Origin of the sequence: Aquibium microcysteis, assembly GCF_014495845.1 — a bacterium.
Classification (GTDB): domain Bacteria; phylum Pseudomonadota; class Alphaproteobacteria; order Rhizobiales; family Rhizobiaceae; genus Aquibium; species Aquibium microcysteis.
Genome location: NZ_CP061080.1, coordinates 5,876,317 through 5,888,140, shown reverse-complemented (window position 1 = coordinate 5,888,140; position 11,824 = coordinate 5,876,317). Strand labels below are relative to the sequence as shown.

At 67.8% G+C, this 11,824-nt stretch carries 10 protein-coding genes; 6 read left to right on the top strand and 4 right to left on the bottom strand.

What is annotated here, in order from left to right:
- Positions 1 to 525 precede the first annotated feature (525 nt).
- Positions 526 to 2,121 carry an outer membrane protein gene (locus IAI54_RS27720; protein ID WP_187970245.1) on the bottom strand — a complete coding sequence of 532 codons (1,596 nt, stop codon included), beginning with the start codon at positions 2,119 to 2,121 and terminating at the stop codon, positions 526 to 528.
- Positions 2,122 to 2,729: 608 nt separating this feature from the next.
- Positions 2,730 to 4,439 (bottom strand): ABC transporter ATP-binding protein/permease, encoded by a 1,710-nt coding sequence (locus IAI54_RS27715; protein ID WP_187970244.1) that lies wholly within the window; start codon positions 4,437 to 4,439, stop codon positions 2,730 to 2,732.
- Positions 4,440 to 4,661: 222 nt separating this feature from the next.
- Between IAI54_RS27715 and IAI54_RS27710 the strand changes: the two genes are divergently transcribed.
- Positions 4,662 to 5,288 (top strand): glutathione S-transferase family protein, encoded by a 627-nt coding sequence (locus tag IAI54_RS27710; protein ID WP_187970243.1) that lies wholly within the window; start codon positions 4,662 to 4,664, stop codon positions 5,286 to 5,288.
- Between the two features lie 141 nt (positions 5,289 to 5,429).
- Positions 5,430 to 7,385 (top strand): acetyl/propionyl/methylcrotonyl-CoA carboxylase subunit alpha, encoded by a 1,956-nt coding sequence (locus IAI54_RS27705; RefSeq protein WP_187970242.1) that lies wholly within the window; start codon positions 5,430 to 5,432, stop codon positions 7,383 to 7,385.
- A gap of 416 nt (positions 7,386 to 7,801) precedes the next feature.
- Here the strand turns inward: IAI54_RS27705 and IAI54_RS27700 are convergent, their stop codons facing one another.
- Positions 7,802 to 8,068 carry a sel1 repeat family protein gene (locus tag IAI54_RS27700; RefSeq protein ID WP_187970241.1) on the bottom strand — a complete coding sequence of 89 codons (267 nt, stop codon included), beginning with the start codon at positions 8,066 to 8,068 and terminating at the stop codon, positions 7,802 to 7,804.
- Positions 8,069 to 8,497: 429 nt separating this feature from the next.
- Here IAI54_RS27700 and IAI54_RS27695 point away from each other — a divergent pair, with 429 nt between their 5' ends.
- Positions 8,498 to 8,839, top strand: coding sequence for a DUF2147 domain-containing protein (locus IAI54_RS27695; RefSeq protein ID WP_187970240.1), 342 nt, complete (start codon positions 8,498 to 8,500; stop codon positions 8,837 to 8,839).
- Between the two features lie 91 nt (positions 8,840 to 8,930).
- On the opposite strand, the gene IAI54_RS27690 is transcribed toward IAI54_RS27695, so the two are convergent.
- On the bottom strand, positions 8,931 to 9,635 hold the full coding sequence (locus IAI54_RS27690) for a glutathione S-transferase family protein (protein WP_187970239.1): 705 nt from the start codon (positions 9,633 to 9,635) through the stop codon (positions 8,931 to 8,933).
- A 170-nt stretch (positions 9,636 to 9,805) separates the two neighbouring features.
- Between IAI54_RS27690 and IAI54_RS27685 the strand changes: the two genes are divergently transcribed.
- The 3 genes from IAI54_RS27685 to IAI54_RS27675 are packed head-to-tail and all read left to right on the top strand — an operon-like array spanning position 9,806 to position 11,782.
- Positions 9,806 to 9,973 (top strand): hypothetical protein, encoded by a 168-nt coding sequence (locus tag IAI54_RS27685; protein WP_187970238.1) that lies wholly within the window; start codon positions 9,806 to 9,808, stop codon positions 9,971 to 9,973.
- Between the two features lie 48 nt (positions 9,974 to 10,021).
- Complete coding sequence (locus IAI54_RS27680; protein WP_187970237.1) at positions 10,022 to 10,222, top strand: hypothetical protein; 201 nt, start codon at positions 10,022 to 10,024, stop codon at positions 10,220 to 10,222.
- A 60-nt stretch (positions 10,223 to 10,282) separates the two neighbouring features.
- Positions 10,283 to 11,782, top strand: a complete 1,500-nt coding sequence (locus tag IAI54_RS27675) for an AMP nucleosidase (RefSeq protein ID WP_187970236.1) — start codon at positions 10,283 to 10,285, stop codon at positions 11,780 to 11,782.
- Positions 11,783 to 11,824: the final 42 nt, after the last annotated feature.

Sequence of the window (11,824 nt, the reverse complement as noted above, 5' to 3'; positions counted from 1 at the left end):
GTCGAATCCGTTACTTCGGACGCTATCTCCGATGAAGCAGGGGCCGCAATGGAAAACAGCCGGCGCCGATTGTTTCGATATTGCTGTTGCTGACGGGCAACATCCGCGCCGCGCGTCGGCAGCCGGGGACTTATACTACGGGCCTTTACCTTCGACCTTCGCGCCGCCCCTCATCCGCCTGCCGGCACCTTCTCCCCGTAACACGGGGAGAAGAACGCCGTCACCGACGGCTTCGCCAGTCGCAAAGGTCGCCTACCTGGTGCCGATGTCGCGGCCGTGACCCCTTCTCCCCGCTTGCGGGGAGAAGGTGCCGGCAGGCGGATGAGGGGCAGCGCCGAGGGTCAATCGAAAAGACCGCTGGTATTACGTCGCCGCGCGTGGAGGGCGGCCGAGACCGTCGACCCGGCAGCCCCCTCGACCGATCCGATCAGAGCGGACCAGCACGACCGCTCACGCAGAAAGGCCCGGCGCAGGCCGGGCCTTTCGGGAGGATGCCCGCGTGCTGGAGCACGCGGCGGACGTTCGTCAGTTGAACTTCCAGGACAGGCCGACCGTGAAGGTCTGAACCGTCGAATCTTCGGTGCGCAGGACGCCGGCGCTGGCGTCGCCGAGGATGATCTCGCTCTCGTCCCACCGGGTGTTGCGGTATTCGAGCTTGGTCGACAGCTTGTCGGTGAGCATGGTCTGGACGCCGAGGCCGAAGGTCCAGCCGTCACGCTCGTAGTCGTAGGACACCAGTTCCTGCGAGCCCAGCGGCGCGAAGCCGGTGTTCAGCGTCAGGTCGGCCTTCATGTTCTGGCGGGTGAAGGCGCCGAGACCGTAGAAGAGGGTCTGCGGGTTGACCAGCACGCCGGCGCGGCCGCCGATCGACCAGCTGTCGCCGGTTTCCAGCGTGTAGGTCAGGTCGCCGGAGGCGGTGACGACGCCGTTGTCGCAGTCATCCGGCGTGCCGGCCCCACCAATGCCGGAGTCATATCCTTCGAGGCAGTAGTCGCCGAAGAGACCGACCTGCGACTCGGCGTTGGAGAAGCTGTAGTCGGCGAAGGCGCCCAGCACGAAGCGCTGGCCGAGCTGGAAATCGTAACCCGCTTCGAGGCGTCCGAGATAGCCTTCGCCGCCGAAATCGAGATCGCCGCCGATCGCGAAGATGTCGACCGGGCCGACCTGGATCAGGCCGCCGAGGCTGTCGTCATAGGCCTCCAGTCCCGCATTGTGGCGAAGGGTCGCCATACCGCCGGACAGACCGACGTTGAAGCCCGTCCAGTTGACCGCCGGAATGGCATCGACGGCCGCCTGCTGGGAGGCGTTGTCGCCGCCGAAGCGCCAGGACAGGACGCCGCGCATCGACTGGACGATGGCGTCGTCCCAGGTGTTGATGCCGCCGGTCTCGGAGAAGGGGATGTTGGTGTCGTTGTCCCACTCGGTGCGGCGGTACTCCATCTTCAGCGTCATGGCGCCGGTGATCGGTGCCTCGATGCCGCCGCCGAAGGTCCACCCGTCACGCTCGTAGTCGTATTCGGCGATCGGCGCGGATCCCTCGGGCGTGGACAGCGTGAGCTCGCCTTCCATGTTGGTGCGGGTGAAGCCGCCGAGCACGTATGCCAGGGCACCGGGGTTCGCCACATAGCCCGCCCGGCCGATGATGCTCCAGCTGCTCTTGGCCGTCAGCGAGTAGTCGAGAGCGATTTCGCCGTCCGGCGTACCGGTGTCGCAATTGTCGGGACCGTTGGGATCCTCGAAGCAGACCAGGGCTCCGAGCCCCGCTCCGGCGTCGAAGTTCGACCAGGTGTAGTCGCCCTGGATGCCGAGCACGAAGCGCTCGCCGATCTGGTAGTCGAAGCCGCCCTCGACCGTGCCGAGCGCACCGTCGCCGCCGACGTCGAGCATTCCACCGATCGAGAACAGGTCGATCGGACCGACCTGGATCAGCCCGCCCGTGTCATTGTCGTAGATCTCCGCGCCGGCATTGTGCGAGACGCCGCCGAGCCCGGCGCCGACGCCGACATGGAACCCTGTCCAGTTGTAGGTTGCGGGCGGCAGATACTCCACCTGGTCTGCCGCGTAGGCCGTGCTGCTCGCCAGCGTAAGCAGAATCGCCGCAGTGATCTTCCTCGAATGCATGGTCACTCCCCATAGCCGCATCGCCTAGTATGAGAGAAATCGTATATTCGGATGAACTGAGTCTTCAACCTTGAATCGATCCTGCAGGGGAAACGCTCCTGCTCTTCGCAAGCCGGCGTTGCCGTTCGGCCACACCAGTTGCCACACAGCAGGAACGAATGCTTACTCTGCAGGCCCGGATGAACGTCGGCTTCCTGCGAAGACTCCCCGAGTGTTCGATTGTCCTTTGTTCTTCATCCATGTCTTGCAGCGCACCCGGATTCGACTTCCGTGCTGGTCTGCGGGCAAGATGCGTCTATCGAACCGGCAGTCCTGTTCTCCCGACCCGACATCGTCCCGACGGCATTCGCGGTCCCGCAGATCCGGTCGAAGCCCGGGGAATGCGCGGCACTGCGTGCTTCCTCCCTTCCCGGATGCCCCGTCCGGCCCGAACGCACCGCCTCGTCGCGGAGGCGGCGCCGGGGTGGCGCCGCTCCGCATCGTGGGACAGCCTTTGGACCGGCGCCCGGGAGCCGTGCGTCGAGGGCCGCGGCGCGATTGCCGGTTCGACGCCGGCCGAGACGGGCGCGTCAGGGGACGTCGCGGACGTTCCCCGTGTTCCCGGCTCTCTATCGCTGCGGATCGAACTCGATCCGGACGACCGGGCCGAGCCTCGCATCCGTCGATGCCAGGGTCCCTATGGTGACGAGCGCCGCGTCCGGCAACGCCGACTGCAGGGCGTCGAGGACGCGGGTTCGGGCACTCTCTTCCAGCGCATCGAGCGCGTCATCGACGACGATGAAATCGGGCTTCTGCAGCAGCACGCGCGCGAACGCGAGCAGGCGGCGGTCGTCGTCCCCCAGTTCCCTGTCCCAGCGCACGGTTTCGGCGTACCGCCCCTTCAGCCGCTGCAGGCCGACGCGGTCGAGCGCAAGCCCGACCTCCGCCTCCGTCGGATGCGCCATGCCCGGATAGGCGAGCGCGCCGGTCAGCGTTGCGAAGGGAATGAACGGATGGCTGGGGACGAAGGCCACGGTCCGGCCCTTCGGCAGGCGGATCGTGCCGCCGCCCCAGGGCCACAGGCCGGCGATCGCGTGGAACAGCAAGGTCTTGCCTCCGCCGGGCTCGCCGACGACGTGCAGCCTCCCGCCGACGGCCACCTTCGCGGTCGCGGCCGACAGGCGCAGGTGGCCCGCGGAGGAGTTCACCGACAGGTTCTCGAACTCGAGCCCGTCGCCCGGCCCCTCCTCGATGCGGATGCTGGCTTCGGCGCCGTGAAGGGCGTCCATGGCGACGACACCGCTGCGGAAGGTCGCGATGCGCGCCAGCGTCGCGCGCCAGTCGGTGATGCCGCCGATGTTGTCGATGAACCAGCGCAGCGCGCCGTTGACCTGATTGAAGGCGGCCGCCGCCATCATCAGCCCGCCGAAGGTGAGCTCTCCCGCGAAGTACAGAGGGGACGCGATCACCAGAGGCGCGACGATGGTGATCCAGCCGTAGCCCGCCGTCACCCAGGTGAGACGCACGGCGGCGGTCATGATGCGGCGCGTCGCGAGCAGCACCGTCTCGAGGTCGCGCTCCAGCCGCGCCTTGCCGTCTGCCTCGCCGCCGGCCAGCGAAATGGCGTCCACGTGCTCGTTGATGCGCATGAGCGAAGAGCGAAGTTCGGCCTCGCGCGCGTAGCGCTCCTCGTTCAGACGCACGAGCGGGCGGCCGGCGAGCCAGCTCAGGCCGGACCCCAGCCCGGCATGGACGATGGCTGCCCAGACCATGTAGCCCGGAATGTAGACTGCATGACCGGCCACGGAGAAGGTGATGTCGGTGGAGATCGCCCAGAGCACGCCCACGAAGCTCGCCAGCAGGATGGTCGCCTGCATCAGCCCGATCGACAGGTCGGCGGTGAGGTCGGCGAGATGGCGTGCATCCTCGTGCATGCGCTGATCCGGATTGACGCCGATCTCGCCCGCATGGCCCAGCCGGAAGGCGCGACGGGGTTTCATCCACGCGCCGATCAGGTCGCGCGCCAGGCCCTCGCGCAGCTTGATGTGCAGCATCTGGTTCAGCCACGCCTGCGCCACGTTGAGGACGAGAAGGAGGCTCGCGATGGCGGCGAAGACCTGCAACTGAACGAGGAATGCGTCGAGGTCGCGGCGCTCGAGCGAATCGTAGAAGGGCTTGTTCCAGCGGTTCAGGAGGATCTGGCCGCCGGCCGTGGCGACGATGACGCCGGTGATGCCGAGATAGAGCAGAAGGATGGCGCGCCGCAGCGGCGAGGTCCGCATCGCCATCCACATGGCCGCGAACTGCGCGCCAAGTCCTTTCGGGCCTGCAGGCTCCATCGACCGGTATCCCCCGACTGATCTGACGGCGACCCTATCGCAGCCGGCCGCCGGACGGGAGGCCGCACCGGCCGCAGGAGCGTCTCCGGCGGGGGCCGTTCCGGGCTCGCGACGCCGACCGCGCCGCCCCGCCTGGCAGGGAACGACAGCAGGCCGACGACGGGCCATTGCCGCCGCGTCGGCGCGCGCCGAGGATGCGCGACGTGGAAAGGGAGGCCCGGAATGATTCTGATCGGCCAGTATGATTCATCCTTCGTGCGACGGGTCGGCATCGCAATGACGCTCTACGGGATGACGTTCGAGCACCGGCCATGGTCGGTGTTCGGGGACGCTGCACGGCTCGCCGCGTTCAATCCGCTGACCAGGGTGCCGACCCTCGTGCTCGACGACGGCGACGTGCTCGTCGACAGCCATCTGATCATCGATCATCTGGATTCGCTGGTGGAACCGGCCCGGCGCCTCTATCCGACCGCCGAACCCGCGCGGCGGCGGGCGCTCAAGGTCGCGGCTCTCGCGACCGGGCTCGCGGACACGGGCGTGAGCCTGTTCTACGAGAAGCGCCTGCACGCCGAGGCCTCCGACCTGCTGGTGGAGCGCCGGAGCGCCCAGATGCTGGGCGCGCTGGCCGCGCTGGAGGCCGACCGCGCCGGCCGCACGTCGACCTACTGGTTCGGCGAAGCGCCCGGCCATGCCGACATCGCGGTCGCCTGCGCGCTGCGCCACATGGCCGAATCGCTGCCGGAGATCGTGGACATCTCCGCGTATCCGCATCTTGAAGCGCTGGCGGCGCGGATGGAGGCGCTGCCGGCGTTCCGGACGATCTTCCAGCCCTTCGTCCCGCCCTCGTGACGGCGACCAGGGCGTCGACGACGGCGACCAGGGCGCCGACGACGGCGACCAGGGCGTCGACGACGGCGACTGCGGGTGGGCTGGACAGTGCCGCCCTGCCATGGCTTATCGTCCGGTGACGATGCCTGCCGCGGAGGAACCATGTTTTCCAAGATCCTGATCGCAAACCGCGGCGAGATCGCCTGCCGCGTCATCCGCACGGCGCGGCGCATGGGGGTGAGGACGGTCGCGGTCTTTTCCGATGCCGACGCGGCGTCACTGCACGTGGCGATGGCCGACGAGGCGGTGCACATCGGCGCCTCGCCGGTGGGCGAGAGCTATCTCAGGGCCGACCGCATCGTCGCGGCGGCGCTGGCGAGCGGGGCGCAGGCGATCCATCCCGGCTACGGCTTCCTGTCGGAGAACCCCGGCTTCGTCGACGCGGTGACGGCCGCCGGCCTCGTCTTCATCGGCCCCTCGGCCGATTCGATCCGCGCCATGGGCCTGAAGGACGCGGCCAAGCGGCTGATGGAGAAGGCCGGGGTGCCGGTGGTGCCGGGCTATCACGGCGAGGGCCAGGCGCTGGTGCTGCTCGCCGGCAAGGCTAACGAGATCGGCTATCCCGTGCTGATCAAGGCGCGGGCCGGCGGCGGGGGCAAGGGCATGCGCCGGGTGGACCGCCCGGAGGATTTTCCGGATGCGCTGAGCGGCGCGCGGCGCGAGGCGAAGGCCGCTTTCGGCGACGACGCGGTGCTGATCGAGAAATATGTCGAGAAGCCGCGCCACATCGAGGTGCAGGTGTTCGGCGACAGTTTCGGCAACGCCGTGCATCTCTTCGAGCGCGACTGCTCCGCACAGCGCCGGCATCAGAAGGTGATCGAGGAGGCCCCTGCCCCCGGCATGACCGGCGCCATGCGGACGGCGATGACCAATGCCGCCGTGAAGGCGGCGCGCGCCATCGGCTATTCGGGCGCCGGCACGATCGAGTTCATCGTCGACGCCTCGCAGGGGCTCAGGCCCGACCGGTTCTGGTTCATGGAGATGAACACGCGGCTGCAGGTCGAGCATCCGGTGACGGAGATGGTGACCGGCGTCGACCTCGTGGAATGGCAGTTGCGGGTGGCCGCCGGCGAGCCGCTGCCGCTTTCGCAGGAGGAGATCCGGCTCGACGGCCACGCCTTCGAGGCGCGCATCTATGCCGAGGACGCCGCGCGCGGCTTCCTGCCGGCGACCGGCACGCTGCACCACCTCGCCTTCCCCGCCCGCGCACCCGAAGGCGCCGGCATGCGCATCGAGACCGGCGTGCGCCAGGGCGACGCCATATCGCCCTTCTACGATCCGATGATCGCCAAGCTGGTGGTGAAGGCAGCCTCGCGTCCCGCCGCTCTGACGGCACTGACGCAGGCGCTCGAAGAGACCGAAGTGGCGGGCTCGACCGTCAACATCCCCTTCCTGGTGAAGCTGGCAGGCGACCCCGAATTCTCTGCCGGCGACGTCGACACGGGGCTGATCGGCCGCAGCCAGGAGGCGCTGACGGCACTGCCCGGCCCCTCGCGGCACGTGGCCGCGCTCGCCGCGCTGGCGGCTTCGGGCGCGCAGTGCCCCGCCGGTGCAACCGACCCGTGGGACGCGCTGGCCGGCTACACCCATTTCCATCCGCTCGGCAAGCGGGTGACGCTGAAACGCGGCGAGGAGGCTCTCGCCGCCCGCATCACCGCGCGCCGCGACGGCCGCCATGCGGTCGCTTTCGACGATGGCGAGACGCTGGTGCTCGACGAGGCCCACGTCGCGGCCGCACGGACCGCGCGCTGGCCGGGCCACGTGACGGTGTTCGAGGGTCCCGTCGGCCACGGATTCTCGATCGCCGATCCGTTCGAGGCGGCGGAGGACGCGGCAGCCGGCGGCGACGCTCTGCGCGCGCCGATGCCGGGGCTGGTCAAGGTCGTGCGCGCCGCGGCCGGCGACACGGTGCGTCGCGGCCAGGCGCTGCTGGTGCTCGAAGCCATGAAGATGGAGCACACCATCGCCGCCCCGCACGACGGCGTCATCGACGCCATCGCCACCGAGGGGGCGCAGGTGAGCGAGGGTACGGTGCTGGTGCGGTTCAGGGAGGGGTGAATCTCTGCCATTCCGCCTGACGGAGTACCCCAAGCGGAAAAGAGCATCATATGATCCGCTCCCTTGCAGATCGCGATACGAAACGACTGTTCGAGATCGAGAGGCGCATCCGGCCGCTCGACGCGGCCTGACGAGGCGCAAGTTCGGAGCCTCCCGGGCTGTCACTTCGACCGCGACATCCCGCAGAAAGCGAAACCGCGCCGGCCTCCCCTCGGAGCCGGCGCGGTTTTGGTGGCGGCCGTCCGTCGCGCTGTCCTTCAACCACGACGATCCGTCTTCTCCCGCACTCCCTGACCCACTTGTCCGATACCGTTCGTATCCCAATCCTTAACGCAGGACGTGCGCAGCGGATAAATTTCTATCGATCCGCGGCGGCGCGCGAAGCCCGCCGTGCCTGCCCCGACCGCGACGCGCCGTCAGTGCATCGTCATCCACTCGCGGGCCTCGCGGAGCGCCCGGGCGATCTCCAGCTTGCTCATCGAGGCGGCCACCTCTCCGCGCAGCCGGGCCGCACGGTCGGAGCCCTTGATCGCGGCGATGTTGAACCATTTGTGCGCGGCGACCATGTCGACTTCGCAGTCGCGGCCGGTGGCGTACATCATGCCGAGTTCGAAGAGAATGTCGGCCTGGGCGTTGTTTCCGATGTCGCCGAAACCGGCGTCGAGCATTTCGAAGCGTGCCATTGTTCCAGTCCCCGTTGGTCTCGTGGAAGCGGCGGCCTTTTGTCGTCTTCCGCTGTTCTTCCGATGCTTCACAGGATGCCGGGAAGCCTTGAATCCGTCGTTAAATGGCTTGCTTAACTCGACGAAAACAAAACTAAAACAAGAGGTAAAGGCGAGAAACCGTTAAGGATGGGAATCGCGGAGTTCCGCGGATTCGCGGAAAATTCGCGTCAAATGCGCCGCACCCGTCGAAACCCTTCGCTAACCCTGCGAAACGGTCGGCTGCCGCCGCATCGGTCGCATCGGCCCCGCGACGGCGGCAGAGCCCGCCGAAAATTTCCCCGGCCTTCCGCTGGGACACCGCTTCCGCGCTTCGTCGCATTGGTTTACGTTGACGTTCGCGTAAGCTTTCGCCGGCCCTGCGGCCGACCAGATGAAGGAGAGGACATCATGAAGCGCATTTTCGCACTGACCGCAGCGGCGGTGCTCGTGTCGGCCGGAGCGGCATTCGCCGACCCGATCGAAGGCAACTGGAAGACCGCGTCCGGCGAGACGGCCGTGATCGCCCCCTGTGGAGAGGCCTTCTGCATCAAGCTGAAGACGGGCAAATTTGCCGGCAAGCAGATCGGCAAGATGAGCCTGAACGGCGCCAACGCCTACAAGGGCTCGATCACCGATCCGACCGAGGACAAGACCTACAGCGGCACCGGAAAGCTGTCCGGCGCATCGCTGACGATGAAGGGCTGCGTGGCGGCGATCTTCTGCAAGTCGCAGACCTGGTCGAAGCTGTAGCGGTCGATCCCGCCAGCACCGGCCCTGAACAGAAGCCCGGGCGACGCGTCGGCGTCGCCCGGGCTTTTTCGTGGACCCGACGGGCCGGCCGTCAGGCGCGGGCCTTCTGGCCGAACAGGATCTTCTGCGCTTCCTTGTCGTCGGCGAGGTTGCGGCGGTGCTCCTGGCCGATGGCCATGCCCCGCTCGACGGCGGGCCGCGCCATCACCGTCTCGAACCAGCGCTTGAGGTTCGGGAAGTCGTCGATCTCCTGCCCCTGGTTCTTGTAGGGCTTCACCCAGCCCACGCAGGCCATGTCGGCGATCGAATAGTCGCCGGCGAGGAAGTCGCGGTCGGCGAGCCGCCGGTTCATGACGCCGTAGAGCCGGTTCACCTCGTTGGTGTAGCGGTCGATCGCGTAGGGCACCTTTTCCGGCGCGTACTGGCGGAAGTGGTGCGTCTGCCCGGCCATCGGCCCGAGCCCGCCCATCTGCCAGAACAGCCACTCGTCCACCGCCACGCGGGCGCGCTCGTCGGCCGGATAGAAGCGGCCGAACTTGCGGCCCAGATATTGCAGGATGGCGCCCGACTCGAAGACCGAGATGGGTTCGCCACCCGGGCCCTCCGGATCGACGATGGCCGGCATGCGGTTGTTGGGCGCGATCGCCAGGAAGGATGGCTCGAACTGCTCGCCCTTGCCGATGTTGACGAACTTTACCTCGTAGGGAACGCCGAGTTCCTCGAGCATGATGGTGATCTTCCAGCCGTTCGGCGTCGGCCAGTAGTAGAGATCGATCGGTGTGGTCTGGGTGGCCATGCATCCCTCCGTTGTTCGCATCGGCGCCAAGAAAGGCCCTCCGGGGCTCGAAGGCAAGGCCGCTTCGGTGGTCCAGCGCTCATCTTAACGTGTTTGAACGCCTCATGAACGGCCCCCTCAGCCGCGGTTCAGTCCGGCCGTGCGAAAACGGCAGCATGGAGGGACAAGCCATGCATGCCAGACGCCTCGTGATCGCCAGCCTGAGCGTCCTCGCCGCCGGTGCGGCACTGGCCGTCGTGGTGGCCGGCACCAGCCGGAGCGCCCTGTCCTGGGAGATCGGCCTGTTCATTCCCTGCGTCTTCGAAGAGGGGCTGGTCTGCCGGCCGCCCCGGCGCTGACGCCCTGCCAACCGCACCGATGCCCGAACAATTCCGAAAGCCGATCCGATGACCACCCAGCTTCCCGTTCACCGCTTCTCGCCCGGCACGGCGATCGCCCGGATCGCCCTCGTGCTGGCGCTCCTGTCGGCGCCGATGCTGGCGCTGGCCGGCGGCGAGGAGGATGGCGGCCGGTTCGTGGGCAGCGAGATCCAGCGCTCCAGCGGAGCGGGGCTGGTGATCGTGTTCGGCCTGCAACGCGCCCGATAATCCGATCTTGCGGTGGGCCTGCCCCCTCGCACTGTCACGATCCGATCCCTATAATGGGACATGGAAAAGCGAATCTACCCACGAGCCATCGCCACGATCGACCGGCCGGAGCCCTATGCCCGCCAGAGCTTCACGACCGCCGAAGAGGCCGTCGCCGCACTGAAGACGCTCTACGACCGCAACACCACCTTCCTGCGCGAGGCCTTCAACGGCCTGTCGAGTTCGGGCGCACCGGACCGGCGCTTCAGGGCCTGCTATCCCGAGGTCAGCGTCACGGTGGCGAGCTACGATCCGGTCGACACCCGCCTGGCCTACGGCCATATGCCCTCGCCCGGCCACTACGCGACGACCATCACCCGGCCCGACCTGTTCGAGAGCTACCTCACCGAACAGTTCAGGCACATCATCCGCAATCACGGCGTGCCGATCACCGTGGGCGAATCGGAGACGCCGATCCCCGTCCACTTCGCCTTCCTCGAAGGCACCCACGTGGAGGCCTCCGTCGCCGACCGCATCAAGCGGCCGCTGCGCGACATCTTCGACGTGCCGGATCTCAACGGCACCGACGACCACATCGCCAACGGCACTTACGAACCGGCACCCGGAGAGCCGTCGCCGCTGGCGCCGTTCACCGCACAGCGCATCGACTATTCGCTGCACCGGCTTTCGCACTACACGGCGACGAGCCCGTCGCATTTCCAGAACTTCGTGCTGTTCACCAACTACCAGTTCTACATCGACGAGTTCGTGGCGCTGGCGCGGGGCATGATGGCGCGCGGCGGCGAGGGCTATGCGAGCTTCGTGGAGCCCGGCAACATCGTCACCCTGCCCGGCGAGCCGGAGGAGAACCCGGTCGCGATTGCCCGCATGCCGCAGATGCCGGCCTATCACCTGACGCGGCCCGACCACGGCGGCATCACGATGGTCAACATCGGCGTCGGCCCGTCCAACGCCAAGACCATCACCGACCACATCGCGGTGCTGAGGCCCCATGCCTGGCTGATGCTCGGCCATTGCGCGGGCCTGCGCAACACCCAGGCGCTGGGCGACTACGTGCTGGCGCACGCCTATGTGCGCGAGGACCACGTTCTCGACGACGACCTTCCGGTGTGGGTGCCGATCCCGGCGCTGGCCGAGGTGCAGGTGGCGCTGCAGGAGGCGGTGGCGGAGGTGACCGGGCTGTCCGGCTACGACCTGAAGCGCATCATGCGCACCGGCACCGTCGCCACGATCGACAACCGCAACTGGGAGCTGCGCGACCAGCGCGGCCCGGTGCAGCGGCTGTCGCAGTCGCGCGCCATCGCCCTCGACATGGAGTCGGCGACCATCGCGGCCAACGGCTTCCGCTTCCGCGTGCCCTACGGCACGCTGCTGTGCGTGTCCGACAAGCCGCTGCACGGGGAACTGAAGCTGCCCGGCATGGCGACCGACTTCTACAAGCGCCAGGTCGCCCAGCACCTGATCATCGGCATGAAGGCGATGGAGCGGCTGGCCGCCATGCCGGTCGAACGGCTGCATTCGCGCAAGCTGCGCAGCTTCTCGGAGACGGCGTTCCAGTAGCGGCTTCTTGAAACGGTCATGATTGCGGAGCACCGCATCGCG